The 24,722-nt window shown below is 34.4% G+C and carries 21 protein-coding genes and 3 tRNA genes; 6 read left to right on the top strand and 18 right to left on the bottom strand.

Annotated elements, in window-relative coordinates:
• Positions 1–88 precede the first annotated feature (88 nt).
• From ACFSC2_RS06400 to nirB, 5 genes are all read right to left on the bottom strand, one after another.
• Positions 89–748, bottom strand: coding sequence for a response regulator (locus ACFSC2_RS06400; RefSeq protein WP_379817151.1), 660 nt, complete (start codon positions 746–748; stop codon positions 89–91).
• 703 nt (positions 749–1,451) lie between these two features.
• Positions 1,452–3,260 (bottom strand): PAS domain-containing sensor histidine kinase, encoded by a 1,809-nt coding sequence (locus ACFSC2_RS06395; RefSeq protein ID WP_379817152.1) that lies wholly within the window; start codon positions 3,258–3,260, stop codon positions 1,452–1,454.
• A gap of 5 nt (positions 3,261–3,265) precedes the next feature.
• On the bottom strand, positions 3,266–3,850 hold the full coding sequence (locus ACFSC2_RS06390; RefSeq protein ID WP_379817153.1) for a DUF4202 domain-containing protein: 585 nt from the start codon (positions 3,848–3,850) through the stop codon (positions 3,266–3,268).
• Between the two features lie 242 nt (positions 3,851–4,092).
• A complete protein-coding gene (nirD, locus tag ACFSC2_RS06385; RefSeq protein ID WP_379817154.1) occupies positions 4,093–4,470 on the bottom strand; it encodes a nitrite reductase small subunit NirD in 378 nt (125 codons plus the stop codon).
• A 256-nt stretch (positions 4,471–4,726) separates the two neighbouring features.
• The gene (gene nirB, locus ACFSC2_RS06380) at positions 4,727–7,240 is read right to left on the bottom strand and encodes a nitrite reductase large subunit NirB (RefSeq protein WP_379817155.1); all 2,514 of its coding nucleotides are present in this window, start codon (positions 7,238–7,240) and stop codon (positions 4,727–4,729) included.
• Between the two features lie 271 nt (positions 7,241–7,511).
• On the opposite strand from nirB, the gene ACFSC2_RS06375 reads away from it, so the two are divergent.
• Positions 7,512–8,285 (top strand): META domain-containing protein, encoded by a 774-nt coding sequence (locus ACFSC2_RS06375; RefSeq protein WP_379817156.1) that lies wholly within the window; start codon positions 7,512–7,514, stop codon positions 8,283–8,285.
• 275 nt (positions 8,286–8,560) lie between these two features.
• On the opposite strand, the gene ACFSC2_RS06370 is transcribed toward ACFSC2_RS06375, so the two are convergent.
• A complete protein-coding gene (locus tag ACFSC2_RS06370; RefSeq protein ID WP_379817157.1) occupies positions 8,561–9,853 on the bottom strand; it encodes a DUF2130 domain-containing protein in 1,293 nt (430 codons plus the stop codon).
• Positions 9,854–10,236: 383 nt separating this feature from the next.
• Positions 10,237–11,118 carry a LysR family transcriptional regulator gene (locus ACFSC2_RS06365; protein ID WP_379817158.1) on the bottom strand — a complete coding sequence of 294 codons (882 nt, stop codon included), beginning with the start codon at positions 11,116–11,118 and terminating at the stop codon, positions 10,237–10,239.
• A gap of 344 nt (positions 11,119–11,462) precedes the next feature.
• On the opposite strand from ACFSC2_RS06365, the gene ACFSC2_RS06360 reads away from it, so the two are divergent.
• On the top strand, positions 11,463–12,170 hold the full coding sequence (locus ACFSC2_RS06360) for a class I SAM-dependent methyltransferase (protein WP_379817159.1): 708 nt from the start codon (positions 11,463–11,465) through the stop codon (positions 12,168–12,170).
• 188 nt (positions 12,171–12,358) lie between these two features.
• Here ACFSC2_RS06360 and ACFSC2_RS06355 read toward each other — a convergent pair whose 3' ends face one another.
• From ACFSC2_RS06355 to ACFSC2_RS06345, 3 genes are all read right to left on the bottom strand, one after another.
• Positions 12,359–12,637, bottom strand: coding sequence for a putative quinol monooxygenase (locus tag ACFSC2_RS06355; RefSeq protein ID WP_379817160.1), 279 nt, complete (start codon positions 12,635–12,637; stop codon positions 12,359–12,361).
• A gap of 2 nt (positions 12,638–12,639) precedes the next feature.
• A complete protein-coding gene (locus tag ACFSC2_RS06350; RefSeq protein ID WP_379817161.1) occupies positions 12,640–13,245 on the bottom strand; it encodes an NAD(P)H-dependent oxidoreductase in 606 nt (201 codons plus the stop codon).
• 407 nt (positions 13,246–13,652) lie between these two features.
• Positions 13,653–14,639, bottom strand: coding sequence for an aldo/keto reductase (locus ACFSC2_RS06345; RefSeq protein ID WP_379817162.1), 987 nt, complete (start codon positions 14,637–14,639; stop codon positions 13,653–13,655).
• Positions 14,640–14,756: 117 nt separating this feature from the next.
• Here ACFSC2_RS06345 and ACFSC2_RS06340 point away from each other — a divergent pair, with 117 nt between their 5' ends.
• Positions 14,757–15,602 carry an AraC family transcriptional regulator gene (locus ACFSC2_RS06340; RefSeq protein ID WP_379817163.1) on the top strand — a complete coding sequence of 282 codons (846 nt, stop codon included), beginning with the start codon at positions 14,757–14,759 and terminating at the stop codon, positions 15,600–15,602.
• 304 nt (positions 15,603–15,906) lie between these two features.
• On the opposite strand, the gene ACFSC2_RS06335 is transcribed toward ACFSC2_RS06340, so the two are convergent.
• The 4 genes from ACFSC2_RS06335 to ACFSC2_RS06320 form a co-directional block, all read right to left on the bottom strand.
• Positions 15,907–16,959, bottom strand: coding sequence for an SMI1/KNR4 family protein (locus tag ACFSC2_RS06335; RefSeq protein ID WP_379817164.1), 1,053 nt, complete (start codon positions 16,957–16,959; stop codon positions 15,907–15,909).
• A 219-nt stretch (positions 16,960–17,178) separates the two neighbouring features.
• Complete coding sequence (locus ACFSC2_RS06330) at positions 17,179–17,616, bottom strand: hypothetical protein (RefSeq protein WP_379817165.1); 438 nt, start codon at positions 17,614–17,616, stop codon at positions 17,179–17,181.
• Positions 17,617–17,638: 22 nt separating this feature from the next.
• Entirely contained in the window at positions 17,639–18,400 is a 762-nt protein-coding gene (locus tag ACFSC2_RS06325; protein ID WP_379817166.1) for a C40 family peptidase, read from the bottom strand.
• 68 nt (positions 18,401–18,468) lie between these two features.
• Positions 18,469–19,647: an acetyl-CoA C-acyltransferase gene (locus ACFSC2_RS06320; RefSeq protein ID WP_379817167.1), complete on the bottom strand. Its 1,179-nt coding sequence runs from the start codon at positions 19,645–19,647 to the stop codon at positions 18,469–18,471.
• 239 nt (positions 19,648–19,886) lie between these two features.
• Between ACFSC2_RS06320 and ACFSC2_RS06315 the strand changes: the two genes are divergently transcribed.
• The 3 genes from ACFSC2_RS06315 (at position 19,887) to ACFSC2_RS06305 (ending at position 20,174) form a co-directional block, all read left to right on the top strand.
• Positions 19,887–19,970 (top strand) — tRNA-Ser (locus ACFSC2_RS06315).
• 14 nt (positions 19,971–19,984) lie between these two features.
• A tRNA-Pro gene (locus ACFSC2_RS06310) sits at positions 19,985–20,059 on the top strand.
• 41 nt (positions 20,060–20,100) lie between these two features.
• Positions 20,101–20,174, top strand: a tRNA-Arg gene (locus ACFSC2_RS06305).
• Positions 20,175–21,580: 1,406 nt separating this feature from the next.
• Here the strand turns inward: ACFSC2_RS06305 and ACFSC2_RS06300 are convergent.
• From ACFSC2_RS06300 to ACFSC2_RS06285, 4 genes are read right to left on the bottom strand one after another with little or no spacing between them, the layout of a single operon-like run.
• Positions 21,581–22,081: a hypothetical protein gene (locus tag ACFSC2_RS06300; protein ID WP_379817168.1), complete on the bottom strand. Its 501-nt coding sequence runs from the start codon at positions 22,079–22,081 to the stop codon at positions 21,581–21,583.
• Between the two features lie 2 nt (positions 22,082–22,083).
• Positions 22,084–23,037 carry a hypothetical protein gene (locus tag ACFSC2_RS06295; protein ID WP_379817169.1) on the bottom strand — a complete coding sequence of 318 codons (954 nt, stop codon included), beginning with the start codon at positions 23,035–23,037 and terminating at the stop codon, positions 22,084–22,086.
• Positions 23,021–23,485, bottom strand: a complete 465-nt coding sequence (locus tag ACFSC2_RS06290) for a hypothetical protein (RefSeq protein ID WP_379817170.1) — start codon at positions 23,483–23,485, stop codon at positions 23,021–23,023. Before ACFSC2_RS06290 ends, ACFSC2_RS06295 begins: the two co-directional genes overlap by 17 nt.
• Positions 23,486–23,534: 49 nt before the next feature.
• Positions 23,535–24,722: a hypothetical protein gene (locus tag ACFSC2_RS06285; protein WP_379817171.1), complete on the bottom strand. Its 1,188-nt coding sequence runs from the start codon at positions 24,720–24,722 to the stop codon at positions 23,535–23,537.

The following is a 24,722-nucleotide window of genomic DNA, read 5'->3' as shown; positions in this document are numbered from 1 at the left end:
TTTTTATGTAAAAATAAGTACTATAACTTAGTAAAAACCTGCCAAAACGCAGTTTTTGAAAAATAATTACGTATAAATACGTATTTTTTTAGATTAAAGAATATTCAGTCGCTTTGTTCGAAAGTTCCATTAGGTTTTTTACTTTCAGTTTTTTCATCAAGTTAAAACGATGCACTTCGGCAGTTCGCTTGCTGATGTCTAAAGCTTCGGCGATTTCTTTGTTTCCTTTTCCGGATAATAAAAGTGTAAGTATTTCTTTTTCTCTTTTGGTAATCATCATTTCTTCACCCAAAATTTGTTTAGGTTCTAATGATGAACTGCCGTTTGTAAGCTGGCTGATTAAGATAGAAGATATATCACCGCTAAAATATTTACCGCCCGCAGAAACGGTGTGAAGTGCTTTTAAAAATTCTTCTTTGCTTGAACCTTTTAGTAAGTAACCATCAGCTCCCGCTTTTATTGATTTTAATACATATTCTTCCGATTCGTGCATCGAAAGCATGATGATTTTTACGCCATTATTTTCGCTTCTAAGTTTTTCTACTACCTCAATACCGGTTAAGTTTGGCATACGAATATCTACTATAAGTAAATCGGGTTTTGTATCTGCAACCACTTCCAGCGCATCTACACCATCAATAGCTTCACCTACAACCTCAATGTTTGCTTCGTTTTCCAGTAAAGATTTGATTCCGTCTCTAACAAAAACATGGTCATCTGCCAGTACTACACGAATGATATTACTCATAATTTACTTAATTTTTAAAAGCGGTTTTTACGTATATTCATCTATAAAGAAGACGCTAATATACGTAATTTTTTAGATTTTAAATCCTAACATTAAAATTTCTAATGTTGGAAATTTTAAATTCCAAATCTTGTAGGTTCAACTTTGTCAAAGTTTTTACCGTTCAGTTTGTCATCCTGACGAAGGAAGGATCTTCGTTAGTAACTCCACAAAGATTGTCGATTTAGATTGCAGAGTTTCTTGCGAAGATTCTTCGTTCCTCAGAATGACAAGATTGCGGTGAGGTTTGCGTTTAACTTTGTCAAAGTTTGGTTTTCAATTGCCTCCAGCTTTAGCTGGAGGTTTTATAGATGATGCAAAAGGCTTTAGCCAAATACGTAAGTTTGGCTAAAGCCTTTTAATACTTGTTTGTAGACCTCCAGCTAAAGCTGGAGGCAATTGATTTTTTTACTTGTTTGACCTGAATAAAATTAAAATATTCTTTTGAAATCGTCAACTCGCGAGAGGGATAGGAGCAATCCGCCGCGGCGGAGCAGATAGCCCGACAGCATTAGGAAAAGTGGGCGAATATAGACAAAGTTTGCTTGCCCACTTTTTCTAATGGTGGCTCGCCCTGATTAATTAGATAATTAGAAAATGTGTCAATTAGATAATTTTCTCCTGCAAAGTAATTATCTAATTATCAAATTGGCACATTGCCACATTATTTAAGAATCGGAATGTTGAACGTAATCCTCGTTCCTTCGCCTGGAATGGAGTTCATGAAAACGCGTCCGTTGATGTACTGGATTCGTTCCTTCATAAATAAAAGTCCCATTCCGGATTCGCTGTTACGTTTTTTATCTACGGAATTGACGTCGAAGCCTTTTCCGTTGTCATCTACAATAATGCTTAGAAGTGTTTCGCTGTGTGAAAGTTGCACAATTATATGCGTAGATTCGGCGTATTTTATGGCGTTGTTGATGGCTTCTTGTGTTAATCGATAAATATTAATTTCGATTAAGGAATCTAAACGTTGGTCAAAATCGGTTTTGTTGTAGAATAGGATTTCTTTTCCGGTTAGTTTTGAAAGTTCTTGTGTGAGTTTTGCCAAAGAAGAGACGATTCCGTGATCGCTTAATTCTGGTGGCATTAAGTTGAAAGTTGCAGTTCTGACACCTTTTATAATGTCTAAAGAAAGCTTCTTTAAATACTCAATTTTTTGTTCCGATTTTTCTCGGTCGTCAAGATTGATACTTTCTAAACTGAATTTTAAACCAGTCAGCATTTGACCGATTCCGTCGTGGATTTCTTTGGCGATTCGGTTTTGTTCGTTTTCCTGATTTTCGACGATTTTACTCGAGATAATCTTTTGTTGATTGATTTTTTCGGTAGTGTTTTCGAGGTTCAAACGTTCGACTTCACGTTGTGCTTTTTTACGTTCGGTGATGTTGAAACAAACGATTAAAAGTTCGAGTTCGTCTTTTTTGATCATTACAGGAACCATCGACAAATCGAGCCAGATTTCTTTTTCGTCTTTGTTAATGATTTTAATTTCGCCTTGCCAACCGCTTCTTTGTTTTTCGAAGATTAATCGGTCAAAATTAACCTGTTCTTTTTCGTCTTCGGTCAAAACTTCAGAGAATTTTTTATTGGAAGAAAATTTAGTATAATTTAAAAGTTTGGCGAATTTTTCTCCAATATGAATGATCGAGCCGTCTGGTGAAATTCGGCAATACAGCAAAGTGTTTTCCATCGCATAATTGAGCGATTTTAATTCTTTTACTGAATTTTCTTTGATTTCAGAAATGATTTCAGTGTCGTATGCCAGTTTTAAAGCTTTCTTTTCAGAAGATAAAAGCTGGGCAATTAACCTTTCGATTTTCTTGTTGGTTGGTTTGAAAATGAAGAAGAATTCTAGGAGCAGAACCAAAAGTGTAAAACCAAAGATCCAGTATTCTATTCGGCGTTGTTCGGTTACTTTTTCGTGCGCTTCAAGATCGTATTGCGTTACAATCTGATTCATTTTTGAAAGAAAGATTCCTTCGTTTTCTAAAATAATCTGAACCAGTTTTTGATTTTCAGAAGTTGATTTTTTCTGTTGTAAATTCAGAAGAAAAGAATCGGTTGTCTGTGCAATTTTATTGAAAATCGGATTGATTTCCAGATACAGTTTATTTAGGGTTTCTGATTTTTCTTTTGGGAAAGCCAAGCTGTCGTTTCCGTTTTCGAGTGCGTTTTGGTTTTTCTTCCAAAGCTCTAAAACCTCTTTTAAGTGCGAAGTTTTTTTGGCTGTAGCCGAATCCGAAACGTAATGTAAAATCAATACTTCTTTGACAATTTTCTGGCTCAGCATTCTCTGTTTTCCAGAAAAATTAATGATTTTAGAATCGCTTAACTGCTGATTAAGATTGTATTGAACCAAAAACTGACTGATAATTATGGTTAAGGCAATAGTAAGAAGCGCAAAAAAATACAGACGACGTAAATTTTTGAAAGTGATTTTTTCTGCTTCCTGATTGTCTTTTTTCATATTTTTTACAATCCTAAAGAAGCTTTTATTAGGTTTAAATTTTCTTCAGAATAATTGATTTTTAAAGCTTCCTGATGCCCTTTGTCTGACATTTTATCCCAGGTTTTTTTAATGATGTTTTTTAGCTTTTCATCATCATGTTTTTCAACGAAAGGTTCTAAGTAATATTCTAAAAATACGAGACAGATTACATCCTCCAATAATTGGGTTTCGGCATCTTTTTTAAGTAATTTTTTTTCAATTAAAAAGGAAACGCGATCTATAAAAGTCTGGTCGTATCCAGCTTTTTCCAAAATTTCGGCGGTAGTTTTAGCGTGGAATTTTTTCAGTTCTTCTCTCCATTTCAAATAACCCACACGATCCATTGGGTAAGATTCACGAGCGACTTTCCAACGACAGATGTGCTGTGCTTTTGAGGCAATCTGCACTTCTTCTGAAGCGTTTGGTTCAAACTGCATCAGTCTTTCATACATCCTATTGGAATACAATAATTCTTTTGGATATTCGGTGTTTTGGTCTAATTCGATGTTCGGATCCTGAGCGTTTTCGGCATCAATCCATTCACTTGCTTTTTGGAAAGGTGTAGTCATTTTTTGGTTGAGTAATAGAATTCAAAGATACGGAATTAAAGTTTTTTTTCGGCACGAATTTCACGAATGGACACGAATTATTGTTTTATTCTCTTGCCACAGATTAAAGGATTTTTTGGATTTTTCTTTATTTTCTTTCACCAAGAATTTCGTGAATCTACAAGAATTAAATTAGTGGAATTAGTGAAATTCGTGGCAAAAAAATATAATCCATTTAATCTGTGTAATCTGTGGCCTATAAATTAATCAATAAACCCCACAAAAACTTCGTCTTCAACAATCTTAACTGGGTAAGTCGCAATGCTGTATTCTTCGCCGTTTAAGTTCGAACCATCAACAAGAGAAAAAGTCTTTTTATGCATTGGGCATGCAATTTTAGGGATATCATCGGCAGATCCTGTCATTCCTCTTGAAAGCACCATTTCCATTTTGTGTGGGCAGGCGTTTTGGCAAGCGTACCATTCGTTTCTGCGTGCAAAATTAAAAATCGCAATTTGTTTGTTTTTATATTTGATGCATCCGCCTCGGTTGGTTGGAAAATCTTCTACTTTACCCGCTTTGAACCAAATTGTTGCATCGCTTGCGTGAACTGTTTCGTATTGATTTAAGATTTCTTCCATTTTGATTGAGTTTTGATTTCCTGTTTCTTAGCCCTCTTTTTACAATCATGAGAGTTATGATGGCGCAGTAAAAAAGAGGGTAAGAAGGACAGCAAACGTTTAATGATTTTTTTTCTTTTTTTTGGAGCTTTGTTGATGAAATTGCTCGCAAAGTCGCGAAGGCGCAAAGTTTTTTTTTAAGTTGTATAATTTAATTTTGCGACTTTGCGTCTTTGCGAGATTAATTTTTTTGTTTTATTTCTTTTGAAAAATTCGTCTATGACCAAGCTTTTGGCATTTTTTGATCTCTTAAAGGCACAAACGCAATGTTATCGTCTTTCTCGTCTGAGTTTACAAAATGATTGAAACGCTTCATTAATCTTGGTTTTTCCAGAACTTGTTTCCATTCGCATTCGAAAGTATTAACCATTGTCTGCATTTCGGCTTCTAAAGTTTCGCAGATTCCTAAACTGTCTTCGATGATTACTTGTTTCAAATATTCTAAGCCACCATCTAGTTTTTCTAACCAAGTCGAAGTTCTAATTAGCGGACCAGCAGTACGGATGTAATACATTAAGAAACGATCCATGTATTTAATTACCGTTTCTTTGTCGATTTTCTCGGCTAGTAAAACCGCATGTTTTGGATTTGCACCACCATTTCCAGCGATGTATAAATTCCATCCGCCTTCAACAGCGATTAACCCGAAATCTTTTCCGCGTGCTTCGGCACATTCGCGAATGCAGGCTGAAACACCGCCTTTTAGTTTATGCGGAGAACGAATTCCTTTGTATCTGTTTTCGAGTTCGATAGCAAATCCGGCGCTGTCGTCCATTCCGTAACGGCACCATGCATTTCCGACACAGCTTTTGACGGCACGAAGCGATTTTCCGTAAGCGTGGCCGCTTTCAAAACCATTTTCAATTAAGATTTTCCAGATTTTTGGTAAATCACTTAAATGTGCTCCAAATAAATCAACTCTTTGTGCTCCTGTGATTTTAGTATATAAATCGAATTGTTTTGCTACTTCACCAATTACAATGAGTTTTTCGGCAGTGATTTCTCCTCCGGCAACTCTAGGAACAACTGAATAAGTTCCGTTTCTTTGAATATTGGCCAAAAATCTATCGTTTGTATCTTGAGTTGTTACGTGTTTATTAGCCGTATCATTATAAATACTAGAGAAAATAGAAGCGACAACTGGTTTGCAAACTTCGCATCCGTCTCCTTTGCCGTGATGATCCAAAACATTGTAGAAATTCTCATATTTATTGATTTTTACCAAATCAAACAATTCTTGACGTGTATAACTGAAATGCTCACAGATAACCTCTTTTACTTCTTTTCCTAAAGATTTTTGAGTGGCTTTCACCAAATCAGAAACCATTGGTTTACAGCCTCCACAACCAGAAGTGGCTTTTGTAGCTTTTACAATATCTGAAAGTGAAGAACAGCTTTCATCTAAAATTTTACAACAGATAGAACCTTTTGTCACGTTTTCACAAGAACAAATTACAGCAGTGTCTGGCAAATCCATTACGCTTCCCATTGAAGAACCTTCAGAACCATCTCGAGATCCTAAAATCAAATCTTCTGGATTTTTAGGCAATGCCATTTCGTTGATGTAAATCTGGAAAAGTGAACCGTAATCGCTGGAATCTCCGACTAAAATGCCACCCAATAATTTTTTAGAATCTTTTGTAACGTTGATTCTTTTGTAAACGCCGCTTAATTTATTTTCATAAATAATAGCCGTAACGTCATTATTTTCAATAAAAGGATCACCAAAACTCGCCACTTCAACACCAATTAATTTCAATTGTGTTGACATATCGATGGTTTCTCTCATGGTTTTATCACCATTTAAGATTTGCTCAGCAGCAACATCGGCCATTTCGTAACCTGGAGCAACAAGTCCGTAGATGTTTTGGTTATAAAGTGCCGCTTCGCCAATCGCAAATATTGAAGGATCTGATGTTCGCATTTGATTGTTTACCACAATTCCGCCTCGTACACCAACTTCAAGACCTGAAACTCTTGCCAGTTCGTCGCGAGGTTTAATTCCGGCAGATATAACCAACATGTCTACTTTTAACAATTCGTCGTTTGCGAACATCATTCCCGTTATACTTTCCTTTCCGTCAATATATTGCGTTGTTTTGTTAAGATGAATTCCAATGTTTAATTCTTCTATTTTTGATTGAAGCATATCGCTCGCACCTTGATCCAATTGTCTCGGCATCAAACGTGGCGCAAATTCCACTACATGCGGATTCAATCCTAAATCTCTAACGGCTTTTGCAGCTTCTAAACCTAATAGTCCTCCGCCTAAAACAGCAGCTTCTGTAGCCCCTTTTTGTTTTATTTTTTTGGCGTAGGCCATAATCGCGTCCAGATCTTCGATAGTTCTGTACACAAAAACACCTTCTTTTTCTACACCTTCAATTGGTGGTACAAAAGCCGAAGAACCAGTTGCTAAAACTAAGTAGTCGTACGTATGTGTTTTGCCTAAGTGTGTATGGATTGTTTTTACATCACGATTAATATCTGTAATTAGCTCTGATGTGTTTAGAATAATATTGTTTTGTTCGTACCATTCGGTTGTTGATAATGATAAATCATCTGCTGTTTTTCCTCCGAAGTATTCACTTAAGTGAACTCTGTCATAGGCTCGTCTTGGCTCTTCACCAAAAACAGTAACCTGATACTTTTCCTGTCCTGATTTTGCAACAAACTTTTCGCAAAATTTATAACCAACCATGCCGTTTCCAACTACTATTACTCTAATCATGATTTCTTTAATTAAGTATTACTACGCAAATATAAGTATTTATACTTATGAAAATACGTAATATATTTATTTTTTAAGTAATAAACAGGTAGTGTATACTACGTATTTTGTCTTAAACTTATACGTAGTGCGGGTTTTTAATGATTTTTAATAGACGTTGTTTTCTTAAATTTGAAAAGATTCTAAATAAGCCTTTCAAAAAATTGTCGTAAATTCATAAGAATTTTATATTGTTTTTCTCAAGAAGAGCATTTCAAAAACAAAAAATCCTATGAAAAATATACTTTCAATATTGTTATTATCATGTTTAATGGTAGGCTGTAAAACGACGGCAAGCAAAGAAACTGCAGGAACAAATTCAGGAATTTCTACAGAAGAAGATTTACAATATTATTTTAAAGGAACAGGAAACGAGCCGTTTTGGGGAATTAAAATTGGAAATGATCAAATTGTCTTCACATCTCTTATTCCTGGAAAAGAAAACATAACTTTCTCGCATACAGAGCCTATTAAAGCAATGGATGCTAATGTCAAGATGTACAAATTGAGTAACGAAAAAACAACAGCGACCGTTTCTATTCAGCAATTGGATTGTCAGGATTCTATGTCGGGTGCGATTTCTCCTTATAGCGTAAAAGTCGAAATCAAGAATAATTCAGAATTAGAAGCTAAGAAATTAAGCGGATGCGGAAAATATCTAACCGATTACCGTTTGCATGATATTTGGGTTTTGGAAGAATTAAACGGTTACAAAGTATTCGCAACTGATTTTCAAAAAGAAATGCCTAGAATCGAAATTAATTCGGCTGAAAATAAATTTATGGGATATGGCGGATGTAATTCGATAACGGGACAAATCTTTTTTGAAAAAGATCTTTTACGCTTTACTAAAGTAGTTTCTACCTTAATGGCTTGTCCGCAGGGAAATAAAGAAGGTGAGTTTTTGAAAGCTTTGCAAAGCACAACGACGTATTCTATTGAGAACAATCAATTGATTTTGTCGAATCCTTCTGCTAAACTGGTTGTTTTTAAGAAAGTTGATTGATTTTTCTTTTATTTCTCCCGCAGATTTGGCAGATTGAGCAGATTTATTTTCTGCCACAGATTTCAGAGATTAAATAGATTTTTTATCTGCTTTATCTGCAAAATCTGAGGGAGTTTTTCAGCTAGTTTGTCATTTCGACGAAGGAGAAATCGCACTAGTTTGTCGACAAAGATTGGCGATATTCTTTGCGGAATTTCTTGTGCGATTTACTTCGTCAGTTCGCTATCGCTCAGGTCTCCTTTCAGTCGAAATGAGAAACGTAATGTAGAAAATTATTACTCAAACAATTCTTTAGGTTCTTCATTTTCTGATTCTTCTTCTCCTTCAATAAAATCCAATTCCAAAGCTTTCACACTCTGAACTGCATTTCCAGCAATGCCACGAATCGAACCGTACATTCCTAAAGTGTTATGAACTACTTTTTCGATTTGTTTTTCGCGTTGTTTCCAGATTCTTTGCATCGCTCTTTTTTCAGAATCTAAGTCGCTTTGCATTTGGGTAAAACCTTCTACAATTCCTTCAATCTGCAAACGGAACTCGTTGCTCGTCAGGAAATCATACAACATCGACATTTTATCGCCTTTGTTTTCCTGTGCCTGAACCGCCTGATTAATTTGAATTAAAGACTGACGCAAAACAGCGCTTAAACCTTTAAATTCTTCATACGTACAAATCCAGATTCCGTCGCGCATTCCCATTCGGTCCATTCCGTTTGGCATAACTTCGGTTACCAGAACTCCAATATTGGCTCTTTTAGTTCTGATATCGTTTTTGAATTTCTCAATCCACGACGGTTGAAATGCTTTTGTTCTCTTACTTTCGTAATAAATAGAACCGCAGTTTTGGTGCTCTCTTGTGTTTACAATTTGAAGACAATCGGCACCGTTAGCGCCTTTTTTAACTTCATCAATGCTGTCAAGAGGGAAGTTGTTAGCCAGCCATTCTTCAATCGCTAATTCCATTACTTCGCCTTGCAATTGCATCGAACCTTGTTCTTGCTTGCGTTTCATTTCTTCCGTCAGCTTTTTTTGTTCTTCCAGCTGTTTCTGAAGTTCTTTAAATTTTAATTCGTTTTTATCGTCTTCCTGTTTTCTGATTTTTTCGCGTTCTAAACCTAATTGTACGTTCAATTGTTTTTCGGCTTCGGCTTGAATGGCTTCTTTCATTTCCAGTTTTTCGCGTTGTAATTTGGCGATTTCACCTTCCATTTTATTCAATTCCCTGATTTTTTCAGACTTTTCAGAGAGTTCTTTTTCCATCAATAACAAACGATCTTTGTTTTCTTCTTCGAGTTTGGCTTTTAGTTTTTCTGAAATTTCTTTTTCAGCTGTCTTTTTTTCGCGCTCCAAACGTTCAGCAAAAAGTTCGTTTTCCTGTTTTTTCTTCGCTTCAAATTCGGCTTTGGCTTTTTCGAATTGCTCGTTTTTAAGCTCTATTTCACGGTTTTGGATATTGGCTTTTTGTTGGAATTCTTTACGGATGCTATCTTCCAACTGATGTTTTAAAACATCATTTACATCGATAGGAGTTCCGCAGTTTGGACACTGAATTGAAGATTGCTCAGCCATTTTATTGATTTTTTATTGAGAATGGGATTATAGTTTGCTAAGGTATTTAAAACTTCTGTTTTTATGATGTGGATTTCTGTACTAAATTGTAACGAATTTTTGTTATGGCCACAATGCATTCTGAATGTATCCCTCGCAAAGTCGCAGAGGCGCAAAGTTTTAATTTCACGCAGATTTTATAAGATTTAAGCAGATTCTGCAGATGTTTTCGCTCAGTTTGTCATTTCGACGTAAGGAGAAATCACACTAGTAATTCCGCAAAGTAGCTTCTAATCTGTGTCGAATCACACGTGTGATTTCTCCTTACGTCGAAATGACAAAAAAATGAGAAACTTTGCGCCTCTGCGACTTTGCGAGATTAATCAATAAAAAAACTTTGCACCTTAGCGTCTTTGTGGCAACAAAAACGCAACAGCAGATTTCGTGATCTCAGAATGATCGTCTTTTGAAGTAATCAATGAGACATTTGTAAAAAGATTTACTTTTTTCAATTCGATAAAACCAATCTCAGAATCGTGATTGTTTTTTGCAATATTTGAAGGAACAATCGAAATTCCCAATCCGTTTTTGACTAATTGTACGATTGAATTAATATTATTCGCTTCATGAATAATCTTCGGCGTAAAGCCATAAAAAGCACAAAGTTCCAATAAAACTTCATGATAATGTGGGGCATAATCTTTATTAAAGAACACAAAAGTTTCGTCTTTTAGTTTTAAAATATCATTTTCTGATTTTATCTGAGTTGACTTTTTATTGTAAACCAATGAAAATCCGTCTTTAAACCATAAATGCGATTTTATTTTAGGCGAATGAATAGGTGATCGTATGATTCCCATTTCGATTTTTCCTTTTTCTAAAGCGTCAATTTGTTTGGTCGTTGAAATCTCAAAAAGTTTGAAATTAACATAAGGAAACTGCGCTTTCAGATGTTTTATCAAATCTGAAATAACAGCCGAATAAATCGAACTGATGTAAGCGATTCTAAATTCGCCTGAAACATTCTCTGCAATCTTTTTTGTTTTGACAGAAATACGTTCGAGATTCTGGAAAATTGCCGTTACTTCTTCTTTAAAATATTTTCCAGCTTCCGTCAATTCTACTTTTTTATTATTTCTAATGAAAAGTTTGGCCTGCAGTTCTTCTTCCAATTCGGCTATTTGTCGGCTTAGTGGAGGTTGAGAAATAAAGAGTTTTTCTGAGGCTTTGGTAAAGTTCAGTTCTTCAGCTACAGCCAGAAAATATTTTAAGTGACGTAATTCCATGATACTTTTAAAGTATGATTAATTGATAAAAATAGTATTTTTAAAGTATTTATAAAAGAGATAGTTTTGAAATATGAAAATAAAGCTCTCGCAGATTTAAACAGATTATTAATTTAGATAAATCATTTAATCATAATAATATCCAGATCATATAATAGCAAAAAGATCCGCTCAATCTGCTTGATCTGCGGGAGATTAAAGAAAAGAAAAAAGTTTCACGCAGATTTGGGAGATTTAAGCTGATCTAGGCAGATTTTTTTATTTGAAGTTTAAATAATAAAAGGTAAATCATTTTAAATCTGCTTTAATCTATTTTAAATCTGCGTGAAAAACTAAAAAAAACAATGAAAAAATCAACTATTGAAGAAATCAGAGAACGTTTTGACAATGATGTCGAACGGTTTGCGAATTTAGAAACGGGGCAAATTGCTACAATCGATGCGACAATTTCATTAGAATTAATAACAGAAGCTTGCAAAAGAATTGTTCCGAATGCTGAAAATGTTTTGGATATTGGCTGTGGCGCAGGAAACTATACCTTAAAAATGCTTTCTAAAGTGCCAAATTTAAATTGCACTTTGGTTGATTTGAGTTTGCCGATGTTGGATAAAGCTTTAGAAAGAATTTCGGCAGAAACGTCGGGAAGAGTAAAGGTGAAGCAAGGAGATATTCGTGAAGTAGATTTGCCGGAAAATCATTTCGATTTTATTTTGGCTGGGGCGGTTTTGCACCATTTACGAGACGATCAAGATTGGGAAACTATTTTTACGAAATTGTTTACATTGTTGAAACCCGGAGGCTGTTTAATGATTTCGGATTTAATTACCCAAGACACTGATTTATTGAATGACTATACCTGGCAACGTTATGGGGATTATTTGGAAGGAATTGGAGGAGCAGATTATCGCCAAAAAGTGTTGGATTATATCGAAAAAGAAGATTCGCCAAGATCGATGAATTACCAATTGGATTTGATGAAAAAAGTTGGTTTTTCTAAAGTCGAAATTTTACATAAAAATATGTGTTTCGGAGCTTTTGGAGGAATTAAATAAGTTTTGTTTGCCACGAATTACACTAATTTACACTAATTTTTGAATGAACTTTGAATTGCCGTTGGTTTTAACCAACGGTTTTAGGTTTGAAAGATCAAAAAGGCTTTAGCCAAATCTGCATGATTTTGGCTAAAGCCTTTGTATATATTTTTTAATCCGTTGGTTAAAACCAACGGCAATTCATTTAATTATAAAATCTGAGCGGTTTTGTAGACCTGAATTGGAGTCGAAACTAACGTTTCTGTTTTTTTGATGAAATCCTGAAGATACGATTGGCTGTTGTGTAAATCCAAACCTACCTGATCTTTCCATTCCTCCCAAAGAATAAAAACATTTTCAGAAGTGTGTAAATCGTAACGAATACAAGCTTCTTCTTTTCTAGTTTCGGTAACCAGATGCGTCAACATATTTTGAACTTCAATTAAGTTCTCAGGTTTGCTTTTTAAAATGGCAGTAATTGAAATCATAATTATAAGTTTTTAAAGGTTTCTTCTAAATGTTTCGTGTAATTCTCCTTAAAGATAACGATATTTTCTGGTGTAGCGCCTTTTTCAACATCATGAAAATGAAATCCGTTGATGCGTTCCATTCCTGTGAATTTGTTCATTTTGTGGAAACCAAACATTACGCCGTCGTCTACAGAAGTTTCTTCGAAGAATTCTCCAGGAAGTGTAAAAGCAGTTGCAGGTGCATTCCAGCTTGTGGTCAGCATGTATTTGCGCCCGTGTAAAAGCCCGCCGGTTCCGTAATTGATGTCTGGATTTACACGGCTTCTTCCGTCGCTTTTGTAGATTCCGTTGTTGTGTCCTTGTGTGAAAACATCGTCGATGTATTTTTTGAAAAGATTCGGAATTTGAAACCACCAAACAGGTGTGTGATAGATGATTAAATCTGCCCAAACGAATTTTTCTACTTCTTTTTGAAGATCGATTTCTTCTTCTACGTGAGTTGTTTTTATTTCGTAATTGTTGTTTTTAGAAAGAAATTCAACTGTCCAATCCTGAACGGTTTTGTTGAATTTTCCTCCTGAATGTGCGAATTTCTGTCCGCCGTTAATTATAAATATCTTTTTCATCTTTAACTGTTACTTCTTTTGAAAACGGATGTGTGAGGGATAGGAGTGGAAATCCTTTTGTGCCGGGGTTCGGCATAAAAGATTGCAACGGATAGCCCGGCCCTTGGGACACACCCAAATTATTTTAATTGTTTGAGATTTTTTTTAACACATAGAAACATAGATTTTTCTTTCTGTAAAAGGGAATTGAAAGAAACTAGTTTCTAACACATAGTTCTCAAAGTTTGTCATTACGAAAGAGGAATCTTCGTAAGTAACTTAGCGTAGTCAATTGCCAATCTTTGTCGAGCTTCTCGTGGAGATTCCTCGTTCCTCGGAATGACAATATTGTGCTGACTATGTGCATTAATGCAAGTGAAACGCCTTTGACGACAACGAAACACTATGTTTCTATGTGTTTAAAAAATTTATTTTATTTTAGCAATTGCCTGATTGATAAAGTCCAATTCTGAAGCTGAAAGATCAAAATCCATTGCTTTGGCGTTTGAGATGGCTTGTTCGGCATTTCGGGCTCCAGCTAAAACTATCGCAATTCCTTTTTGTAAAGTCGTCCAGCGAAGAACCAATTGTGAAATCGAAATGTATTTGTTGTTTGCCAATGAACTCAATTCTTCGATTAAAGTTTTTACTTGTTGCTGATCGAATTTTCCGAAATAACCGTTTCTGTGATCGTTTTCTTTTAGTTTACTGTCTAAGAAATATTTTCCGGTTAATAGACCTCTTTCCATCGGACTGTAAGCAATGATTCCGATGTTTTCTGCAACTGTAAATGGGATTAAATCAGATTCGATTGAACGGTTTAGCATGCTGTATGCCACTTGGTTGGAAGCGATTTGAACTGTTTTTTGTGCTTCCTGAATTTGTGCAACATTATAATTACTTACTCCAAAAGCTTTGATTTTTCCTTGCTGGATCAGTTTTTCTACCGCTTCCATAGTTTCAGAAATTGGAGTAGTAGAGTCTGGCCAGTGAATTTGAAGTAAATCAATATAATCAGTTTGAAGGCGTTTTAAGCTTTCTTCAACTTCTTTAATGACGTTTTCTTTTGATGAGTATTTGTAAATCGGAACTTTTTTGCCGTTGTCGTCGGCGTCGAAAAAGAAATCGCCTTTTCCGTTGTTGCTTCCGTCCCAAACCAAACCGAATTTTGTAAGCAATTGAATTTTAGAACGATCGTAAGGTTTTATGGCTTCTCCGATCATTTCTTCGCTTAAACCAAATCCATAAAAAGGAGCGGTGTCGATTGTCGTAACGCCTTGGTCTATAGAAGCTTGAACAGATTCTATTGAATCTTTCTTTTCTGTTCCGCCCCACATGGTTCCGCCAATTGCAAAAGCGCCGTATGTTATTGCTGATAATTGAAGTTCTGAGTTGCCTAATTTTCTATATTCCATGATTGTGATTTTTTCTGTTTTAAATTGATGAGGCAAAATTATACTGTTTTTGTGAATGGTATTTGGTATATATTTGTCTTTTTTAGGTATATTTGCATCTTCAAATAAAATGGAATTATGAAAAAAGAAAACTTATATGAGCCTTTTACGGTTTCTTTTGAAACGCTGAGTGAATATCCAGATGTTGGAGATCGTCATAATTTTTTTGAGTTGGTTTATATTTTGGAAGGTACTGGTTCACAATGCATCAATAAAAATATTTTTACGTATGATCCAGGGCATTTGTTTTTATTGACGCCTGAGGATTGTCATAATTTCACTATCGAAACCGAAACAAAATTCTTCTTTTTGAGGTTTAATGATATTTATTTGAAAAATTCGAGTCTGCAGAATGAAAATATTCAGCGATTGGAATATATTCTCCAAAATGCGAATCATCAGCCAGGTTGTATCTTGAAAAATGATCCTGATAAATGTTTGGTGAAAGTGATGATTGAAGCGATCTGCCGAGAACATCAGGATAAAGATGTGTACAATCAGGAATTGATTCAGCAATTAGTAAATATGCTGATTATTATAGTGGCGAGAAATATTGCGAAATATCTTCCTGAACAAGTGACAATAAATACGGAAGCTAAAGCGATGGATATTCTGCAATATATTCAGAACAATATTTATTATCCTGAAAAGATTAAAGCGGAATCTATAAGTGATTATTTCGGAATTTCGAATACGTATTTAGGGCGATATTTTAAGAAACATGCGAGCGAAACGATGCAACAGTATATCAGTAATTATAAAACGAAATTGATTGAGCATCGACTTCAATTCAGTGATAAACGAATCAATGAAATTGCGTATGAATTTGGTTTTACGGATGAAAGTCATTTCAATAAATTCTTTAGAAAACAGAAAGGGTATAGTCCTTCTGAATTTAGGAAGACGATTCGGTTGAGTGCTTAGGTTTTTGCCACGAATTTCACGAATTTTCTCTAATTTCTTTTGCCACTCCCGATAGCTACCGGGATAAATGGATTAGATAGGATTTTTTTATTTCACGCAGATTTAAAATGATTGAAGCTGATTTGAAAAGATATTTCTTTTTGTTTTTTGTTGATTTTCTCTCGCAGATTTGGCAGATTATGCGGATTTAATTTTTTCTATTATTTAATTTTTTTAAATCTGCTAAATCTGCGAGAGAATGAAAAAAAAGTAAATCCGTATAAATCCGCGTTTTCGCAAAGCGAATCTGTTTCATCCGCGTGCTTTAATTCTCCTTTCCAACTATAAAATCAAAATGTTCGGTTTTGCCGGTTTTGAGATTATTGATTTCGTTTTGAATTAATTCTTCCAGAGAATCTGCAACGATATCCCTAGACCAAGATTCGTTTTGGAGTTCTATGATTTGCCCATATTTTCCTTTTGAAGCGGGATCAGTATCAAAAAGTAAATAATCTCCGTTTCGTCCTGTAGCAAACGGAATCCATTTTGGATTGGCGTAATTATCTGTATTGATTTTTTCGAAGTCAATTTCCTGTTCTGGTAAATCATCTTCGTCAAATTGTAAATCTTGTATCGAAATCCATTCCTCTGCAATGTCTTGAAATGGAATTAATTCGTAAGGCCAATTATTGATTAAAATCTGAAAAGTCGAAGTTACTGCATCATAATCAACATTCTGAACTTTGTAGAAATTTACTAGAGCAGGAGGGATTGTTACTTCATCTTCAATTACTGAATGATTATTTATATCCTCTTCTGAAATTCCTTCAGCAAGATTGTAGTAATCATTATTTTCAGAAACAATTTTATTGATTTCAGAAATCCATTCTTTCCATAAGGGTTCAAAATTTTTGAATTCTGAATCGAGTGGTGCGCTGACTTTCTTTTCTTTTTCCTCAGCTGCAGAAATGCTGATACCTGTAATTTTGCCTTTTTCTTTATCGAACCAGACGCTGACTCCACTAAGGATAAAAGCCCCGCTTCTGTCGCCTTTAAAGAGTTTTACAAGTTGATTTTTATTGTTTTCGTAGTATTGAAATAATTCTTGTCCTTCAAAAATAAATTCCCCGTTAAGGATGTTTTTTGCGCAAAAATCATATTCACGAAGTTCTAACTCAAGTCCGAGACTTTCTATTTTGTCTCCTTCTTTAGAAAAAGCCAAAATACCAAGGTCATCCCAAGTATAAACATGATTGTATTTTTTTTTAAGGTGTCTGGATTCTCCTAAAGCCTGTTTTAAAACTGAGATATCAATTGGGAATTCGATGTTTACATTGTTAATCTGAAAGCCTGTTTTGGATAATTCAAGTTTTGTCATTTTTGCTTTTTTAAGGTTAGATAATTTTCTTGATTACGCGAAGTTTATGAGTGTGTTTGTTTAATTCTGGATTGTAAATTCCAGTATGGTCTATACAAGATGAACAAAATAATTTACGTTTTTTTAATTTTTTACAATTTAGAAACTTAACTTATTATTGCAAATATTTACAATATAAGATGGAGGGTTAGGAAAGTTAATGAAAATTGAAGATGTTTATTAATTAGGTCTGAAACCAATTATTTCAAATGAATCAAATTTTTGAAGTCCTAAATTTGTTCGTATACCATTGATGATTTCTGTTTGAAAACTTTTATGCTCGTCACTTGTTAAATGGGGTCTTTTTTCAAGTGATGCGCTAACCAGTTGTGTATAATAGTCATTCATTGCATTAGAGGAAAAGTTATCTCCGTAAATAGATAAGATAATTGAAGCATTTTGTAATTCTCTGAATTGTTCATTACCTTGATAGCTGATAACATTTTGTAGAGCTATCATGAGTTCTTTATATGCTGTTTTTTGATTGTTCAGTAAATCTCGTTTAAGCTCAAATTTATTTTGTTCTTTATTATTTAGATAGGAAATAATTGTGGGGATTAATGCCCCTAATAATGCTGAACCAGCTGAAATTAGTGCTATATAAATTGTTTCATTCATTGGTTAAATTGCAATAAAGTTCTTAGATAATCTTTTTAATTACACGAAGTTTATGAGTGTGTTTGTTTAATTCTGGATTGTAAATTCCAGTGTGGTCCAAACGATCAATTCGAACTTTCCCACTTGCGTGAATGATATAATTGTTTTCCATAATGATTCCAACGTGGGTAATGTTTCCCTCATCATTATCAAAGAAAGCCAAGTCACCAGCTTCACATTCTTCGATAAAACTTAAAGGGTCTCCCTCTAATGCCTGCTGAGAAGCGTCACGGTGAATTTTATAACCGTTTAATTTGTAAACCATTTGAGTAAAACCAGAACAGTCAATACCAAAAGGTGTTTTTCCGCCCCATAAATAGGGAGCATTCAAATACATAAAGGCAGTTTTTATTAAGGCACTTTTAGGTTTGATACCGCTTGTTTTGGTTCCTTCAAAATCAAAATTAGAAACATTTATTTCGCTGTTGTTCAAAAATGACAACGAAGCTCCCAGCGGAATTGGAAGTAAAAGATTATTTGGCGCTGTGATATAATCAATCAAATCAGCATTTAAAATAATTGACTCTTTGCTCAAAAGGTCAAATTGCTCTTTGGTAATTTCCTGATATTGTTTAGAATCGATCCAGCCTTCGTAGTCGTCAAACTGAATCCGAATTTTAGCCCATTGATTATGGCGTTCTAAAATTTCGATGTGTTCGCCAAACAAAAGCTGTGTAACGATTTCACTTCTGTCACTAGCTTCAGCTCGAACGGGTACTATGGCAAGATTGCAGATTCCGAACATGTATGGAAATTTATAAGTTGAAAATCAGGAATTATATAGTATAACTCCTGATTTTTATTGATATTGTTTTAAGCTCTTTCGATAACAATTGCAGATGCGCCGCCGCCACCGTTGCAGATTGCAGCAGCTCCGGTTTTGGCATTGTTTTGTTCTAAAACATTTAGTAAAGTTACAATGATACGTGCTCCAGAAGCTCCAAGAGGATGTCCTAGTGAAACAGCGCCACCGTTTACGTTTACTTTATCGTTATCAAGATTTAAGATTTTTGCATTGGCTAATCCAACAACTGAGAAAGCTTCGTTGAATTCGAAATAATCAACATCTGAAATTGAAATTCCAGCTTTATCTAATGCTTTTGGTAGCGCTTTTGCCGGACTTGTTGTAAACCATTTTGGTTCTTGCGCAGCGTCAGCATAACCTTTTATGTAAGCTAAAGGTTTTAATCCTAAAGCATTTGCTTTTTCTTCAGACATTAAAACCAAAGCGGCAGCTCCGTCATTTATTGTTGACGCGTTTGCAGCTGTAACAGTTCCGTCTTTAGTGAAAACAGCACTTAGTGAAGGGATTTTATCTAATTTTACGTTAGTGTATTCTTCGTCTTTTGAGAAAATAACTGGTTCGCCACGTCTTTGCGGTACTTCTACAGGAACAACTTCGTTGTCAAATTTTCCTGCGTCCCAAGCTTTTGCACTTCTTTCATAAGACTGAATCGCGAAAGCGTCTTGTTCTTCACGGCTGATTTTGTATTCAGATGCACATAAGTCAGCGCAAACTCCCATTGCGTTGTTATCGTAAGCATCTGTCAAACCATCTTTTTGCATTCCGTCCAACATTGTAGCTGGACCAAATTTGTTTCCAGCGCGCATTTGCACATAGTGTGGAATCAAACTCATGCTTTCCATTCCTCCGGCTACTACAATTTCGGCATCTCCACAAGCGATTGCTTGGGCAGCGAACATTACAGCTTTCATTCCAGATGCACAGACTTTGTTTACTGTTGTAGCAGCAACTTCTTCAGACAAACCAGCAAATAATGCTGCCTGACGTGCCGGAGCTTGTCCAACACCTGCCTGAATTACATTCCCCATGAAAACTTCATCAACTAGTTTGGGGTCAAGATTAATTTTTGAAAGCGCTCCTTTTATAGCAGCAGCTCCTAATTTTGGTGCGGGTACAGTAGATAACCCTCCCATGAAACTTCCGATAGGTGTTCTAACGGCAGAAACGATAACAACTCTTTTGTTCATGTTCTGTTTTATAATAGTTATCTAGCAAATTTACTGTTTAGTTTGAATAAATTCAAATTTTGTGTTGAATGGGCATATTTTTAATTTAAGATGAAATTTTTGTTAATTCTATTTGTTTGATTGTGAAGTCTTTTGAAAAAAAGATGAAAAAAAAATCAAAAAAAGCGAAAAAATACTTGTGAGATATGGAATGTTGTCATACCTTTGCCACCGCAAAACAGAACACGTTTCTTGAGCTTGGAGAGGTGCCAGAGCGGTAATGGAGCAGATTGCTAATCTGTCGACGGGTAACCGTCGCCAGGGTTCGAGTCCCTGTCTCTCCGCTTAAATTTTGCCTCGGGGTGTAGCGTAGCCCGGTTATCGCGCCTGCTTTGGGAGCAGGAGGCCGCAGGTTCGAATCCTGCCACCCCGACTGATTTTTGAAAGTTTTTACAATTAAAAAAACTTTATATTGGTTCCATAGCTCAGCTGGATAGAGCAACGCACTTCTAATGCGTAGGTCGAAGGTTCGAATCCTTCTGGGATCACTGAAACCGATTTGAAAAATCGGTTAAAATACTTAAAACCCGCATCACTACAGTAATGCGGGTTTTTTTATTCCCTTTCATATTTTCAAAAACGCCTAAAACCACTTGTATTTTTGTGGAAGATTTGGGGCAATTTTTACCTTTAAAAAAACTGCCGCAAAAAACGGTTCAAGTCTTTGTTTTATAAATGGTTAATGTTGTTGACGACTTGATTTATAGATGTTCTAATTCGACCTTTATTAACTTTTAAATTGTTGAATTATGTTAGAAAACAGTTTTGGAATTATCTTCTTTTTGAAGAGTTCCGCAAAAAGCACCAGTGAAAGATATATTTATATCAGGATTATTGTTAATGGTGTGCCCAGAGAAAACTTCACGAAGCGAAAAATAGAATGTAAACTGCTGGAAACAGAAAACAGAGCATGCAATAGGAAACCAGGAAGATTCTAAACCGTTAAATTTCTTTTTTTGTACTAACTAGAAATTGAAGTCAGAAAGCATGCATATTATCTTGTAGAAAAACAGGAATCTCTGAATAGCGTAAAGCTGATCAATTTTATTTTAAGAAAAACTGGATTAAAAACTATGGTCCTTCAGGGATTAAGCTTTATAATGATCAGATGCTGGTTTTAGTGAAAAAGATGAATACGATATTGGCACGTATGTATGTTTTGAAAGACATTACTAATTTTAAGAAAATTGCCCTAACAGCAATAGATAAAGAGCTTTTAACTTTTGATCCTTTTAAGTGTTTAATGGTAAAAAGACACGTGTGCAGAATAAGTTGCTAACAGGTCTTGAATTATTGCTTTTAAAGAAACATAAATTTTCTAACGTTCGCCTTGGAGTTTCAGAGATATTTTTATTCTTTCAATGTTATATAGGTCTTGCGTATATTGATCTTTCACCTTGAAACAATCGAACATTAGAAAGTCATTGTCGGAAAACTGAATTTTAACTGAAAGGCATAGAACAGGAAGTCCGATTGATTGGTTTGCTTCCAAAGGCAGTGGAAACTGTAGATAGATACAAGGATCATTTTCTTTGTATTGAAAGAAATTCAGGTCTTCTAGTCAATTCAAATAAGAAAACGAATGGGTAACTAAAAGAAATGGGGTATAGTCTGCAAGCCAGAATAAGAAATATACAATTAAAGAACAGATTTCTATAGGACGTGAGATGCAGGATTAAAGGAAAGACTGGCAGATAAGATGTTTCTAGTGAGTTAACATTGCATAAGATTCAAAGAATGGAGAAGGAATTACATAAAAAGAAGAAAAAGCTTGACAGATGAAGCTATAACCACACCTAAAAATAAACTAGAAAAGTCCATTTTTGTTAAATGGACTTTTCTGATTTCTAGATAGATTGTACCGTAACGTAATAAAAGCTCAAAAAAAATGACTCTACTTTATATGTATTATTTTGTTTTGAGAATTAAAAGATACCTCAATTGAATCTTTATATATTTTCTTCACAATCAAGCCATTTGCTTCATCATTCAATTTAAGTTTGTGTAGTTTTGAATCAATTTTTATTAACACTAATTCTTGGTTATTAGATTTTAAATATCCAAAATATTGCAATTGGGGCCAAGGAATATCGTACTTTATTTTTGGAACAGGGACTGGTATTACTGTTTTTTTTACTGGAGCGTGATAAGAGACAGTAGATGTTAATACTGGTTTTTCATTAAATTGTTTATTTAAAAAAGGATCACGTCGAATTTCCTTTAATTCAAAAGTATCTTTGTTAATTTTCTTTAGAGAAATTTCACTACTATGTGCTTGTGCATTTAAATAGATATCGCTATTTCCAAAATAGCGATTAATAGTTCTATAGCCTACGGTTCCCCATAAGCCTAGAACAACAAGAATTAGAATAATATTAATTTTTTTCTTGGCCATAATTAATTTACTGTAACCTTAAACCCTGTACTATTGGTTCCTATGTTTCCAGCAAGATCTATCGCTCTTACTCTCCAATAATAAATCCCAGTATTCGAAAATGTGTATGCAAGAGTTGTTGTGTTACTGTTCAATGTCTTAATTATATTGGTAAAATCTACATCGCTTGCAATTTCGACTACATACGATATAGGAGATTTTACTGTGCCATTGTCGGTTGCTATCGTCCAGGTATAATTTACTGAAGCATTTACTGTTTGGGTTGAATTATCAGCCGGCGCTGAATTTTTTGGCTGATTTGGAACTGTTTTGTCAATATTGAATCTTTTTGCGCCATATTGTTTTGTTTCCGTATCAGCATTTTTAGCTTTTACTCTCCATTCATAATTTCCATCAGCGAGTGCTGGAGCACCTAATGTTAGAGAAGTATCCGTTACATCCGTTTGGGTATAAACTTCCTGACCAGTTGCTGAGTTTACAACTCTTACGCTATAAGATGTGGCTTTGGCGAGCTGTTCCCAATTTAAAGTGATATTTGTAAAATTCAAATATTTGTCATTGTCTGGAGTCAGCAGTATCACTTGTTGGTTTGTTAGATCATCCGGAATATTTGTTGCAAAATTTGACGGAAAAGAATACGTGGACTGGTACGCATAATTTTCTGCTCGAACACGCCAGATATAACTTCCTGCTTCTAGAGGCAAAGTTAAATTTGTCTTGGTGGTTAAAGAGTCTAATACCAAAGTCTCGTTAGATTCGAAAACTTGAACGCGGTATTTATCAGCACCTTTTAAGCTGTTCCACTTAAAATTAACAACGTTACTTTCAATAAGAGCGTCTTTTGTTGGCGAAATAATTTGTAAGATATCGTTGCTAATGTCTTCTTCCAAAATATCTTCACATGAGAACATAAAAAGTGAAAGACTGATAAATATAATTTTATTTAGTGTTTTCATAGTTTTGAAAAATCATTTTTAAATGTAAAACTTCAGATTTATTATTTTTTTTTGTTGTATAAAAGCTTTGGCTGACCATTCTTGAGTAATTGAATTTTTTCTCAAAATTGTATGCCAGTTCTAATAGTTGGTTGGTATGGCCAGTAACATCCAATTGGTTGGTTATAATGTGATAATCTGTTTCTGGATAATCATGAATGGGTTTTAAATCGTTTATTGAAACATTAGAATTTGTTGTTGCGAAACCAATAATTCCTTGCTGCACCATTTCTTTTGTTACGCCTTCTTTTCCAATTATTTTGTCTAAATAATCAACGTCATTTTTAAGCGTTCCAGTGTTTTTTGCTTTTTTATTGATATCGTCAGCTTTTTTTGAAAGTGCTTGATATTCCGAAATAACCTCAAACAGCGTATGAAAAGATCGTTTATATGCTGTTATCGATAACATAAAAAAGATTATGGTCAGGGCATAAAATTTTTGTTTATAAGAATAGTTTTCAAACATTTTTAAGGACGATTTTTATTTCAAAAATTGATTTGTTCTTTTTATCTTTTTTTAAGCTAACAATCTCAAAACGTTGCAGCCACCCCATTTTTTTTAAATTTTCAAGCCAAGTATTAAATGATGATTCCTGATAGGTTTCACCTTTAATAATTATCGTATTGTTTTCAAACAGAGCTTTTTTATTTTCTTTATATTCTTCTTTTAAAGGAGCAATATTTAATTCGGTTAAAGAAATAGCGTTTGGAATACTTCGGATAATCTCATAACTATAAAACGAGTAAAACTTAGGCGATAGAACACCGGATTCTTTTAACAGATTGAGTTTCTTATCTTTTTGTGCTTCTAGATCAAGTATAAGCTGATAGGATTGATTGGAATACACAGTCTGAAGGTTGAGTTCAGAGTTTTTAGTACCATAATACTGAATTAGAAGGTAACTCGCTAATAAAGCAGAAAGAAAAGCAACAAGCATTCCGATGCCTAGAAAATTAAATGCTTTCTTGTAAATGAGCTCTTCACTATTTAAACTAGAATTTATAGTCTTAGAAACACCTTTTGGCTTTACAAAAAAATGAATCACAGAGCCATACAAAGGAAGAAAAATATTTGATATTGTTTCTTCGCCAATCTGATAGCTAACGTTATTTGGTGTTTCATTTTGTTTAGAAAATCCAGAAAGAATATGATTTTTAAAATCAAGTTTTAAGTCGGTTGAATGTAGAACTTCTCTTTTCAGTATATTATTAAGCAGTGCGCCAATAAATGAGCCAATGTAAACATCAATAATCTGAATGCCATTTTTTTGAAATTGATTGATACTTTCTTCTACAATATTTTTTCTGCAAAAACTTATAAAATTGGAATTGGTCCCTTTAATGTCAGTATAATAAATGGTGTTAAAATCAATATTTTTCTGCCAGTTTAAGTCTGCTTCATTTTCGAGATTGATTTCTTTGTTAAGAACACCTTTGCCATCTATAAGAATTAAGATAGGTAGTTTTTTATCTATACTTTTTGTTAGTTTTTCAAACGTTTCAAATATTTGAGCAGATACAATAGAAATTTTGTTTGCTTTCTTTTTTACAGTAAGCAAATTATAAATTTCGTAACCTTCTTTTTTGATTACGCCAACAACATTTAAGTCGTTTATTTTTATGAATTTAGATAGTGTTTCAACCAT

The organism is Flavobacterium artemisiae, from assembly GCF_042678225.1.
Taxonomy (GTDB): Bacteria; Bacteroidota; Bacteroidia; order Flavobacteriales; family Flavobacteriaceae; genus Flavobacterium; species Flavobacterium artemisiae.
The sequence above is the reverse complement of the archived record's forward strand: the minus strand, read 5'-3'. Positions and strand labels throughout refer to the sequence as shown.

Coding starts and splice junctions, on each gene's coding strand:
- ACFSC2_RS06400 (WP_379817151.1), bottom strand. CDS start 748: ATGAGTAATATCATTCGTGTAGTACTGGCAGATGACCATGTTTTTGTT.
- ACFSC2_RS06395 (WP_379817152.1), bottom strand. CDS start 3,260: ATGAAAAAAGACAATCAGGAAGCAGAAAAAATCACTTTCAAAAATTTA.
- ACFSC2_RS06390 (WP_379817153.1), bottom strand. CDS start 3,850: ATGACTACACCTTTCCAAAAAGCAAGTGAATGGATTGATGCCGAAAAC.
- nirD (WP_379817154.1), bottom strand. CDS start 4,470: ATGGAAGAAATCTTAAATCAATACGAAACAGTTCACGCAAGCGATGCA.
- nirB (WP_379817155.1), bottom strand. CDS start 7,240: ATGATTAGAGTAATAGTAGTTGGAAACGGCATGGTTGGTTATAAATTT.
- ACFSC2_RS06375 (WP_379817156.1), top strand. CDS start 7,512: ATGAAAAATATACTTTCAATATTGTTATTATCATGTTTAATGGTAGGC.
- ACFSC2_RS06370 (WP_379817157.1), bottom strand. CDS start 9,853: ATGGCTGAGCAATCTTCAATTCAGTGTCCAAACTGCGGAACTCCTATC.
- ACFSC2_RS06365 (WP_379817158.1), bottom strand. CDS start 11,118: ATGGAATTACGTCACTTAAAATATTTTCTGGCTGTAGCTGAAGAACTG.
- ACFSC2_RS06360 (WP_379817159.1), top strand. CDS start 11,463: ATGAAAAAATCAACTATTGAAGAAATCAGAGAACGTTTTGACAATGAT.
- ACFSC2_RS06355 (WP_379817160.1), bottom strand. CDS start 12,637: ATGATTTCAATTACTGCCATTTTAAAAAGCAAACCTGAGAACTTAATT.
- ACFSC2_RS06350 (WP_379817161.1), bottom strand. CDS start 13,245: ATGAAAAAGATATTTATAATTAACGGCGGACAGAAATTCGCACATTCA.
- ACFSC2_RS06345 (WP_379817162.1), bottom strand. CDS start 14,639: ATGGAATATAGAAAATTAGGCAACTCAGAACTTCAATTATCAGCAATA.
- ACFSC2_RS06340 (WP_379817163.1), top strand. CDS start 14,757: ATGAAAAAAGAAAACTTATATGAGCCTTTTACGGTTTCTTTTGAAACG.
- ACFSC2_RS06335 (WP_379817164.1), bottom strand. CDS start 16,959: ATGACAAAACTTGAATTATCCAAAACAGGCTTTCAGATTAACAATGTA.
- ACFSC2_RS06330 (WP_379817165.1), bottom strand. CDS start 17,616: ATGAATGAAACAATTTATATAGCACTAATTTCAGCTGGTTCAGCATTA.
- ACFSC2_RS06325 (WP_379817166.1), bottom strand. CDS start 18,400: ATGTTCGGAATCTGCAATCTTGCCATAGTACCCGTTCGAGCTGAAGCT.
- ACFSC2_RS06320 (WP_379817167.1), bottom strand. CDS start 19,647: ATGAACAAAAGAGTTGTTATCGTTTCTGCCGTTAGAACACCTATCGGA.
- ACFSC2_RS06300 (WP_379817168.1), bottom strand. CDS start 22,081: ATGGCCAAGAAAAAAATTAATATTATTCTAATTCTTGTTGTTCTAGGC.
- ACFSC2_RS06295 (WP_379817169.1), bottom strand. CDS start 23,037: ATGAAAACACTAAATAAAATTATATTTATCAGTCTTTCACTTTTTATG.
- ACFSC2_RS06290 (WP_379817170.1), bottom strand. CDS start 23,485: ATGTTATCGATAACAGCATATAAACGATCTTTTCATACGCTGTTTGAG.
- ACFSC2_RS06285 (WP_379817171.1), bottom strand. CDS start 24,722: ATGGTTGAAACACTATCTAAATTCATAAAAATAAACGACTTAAATGTT.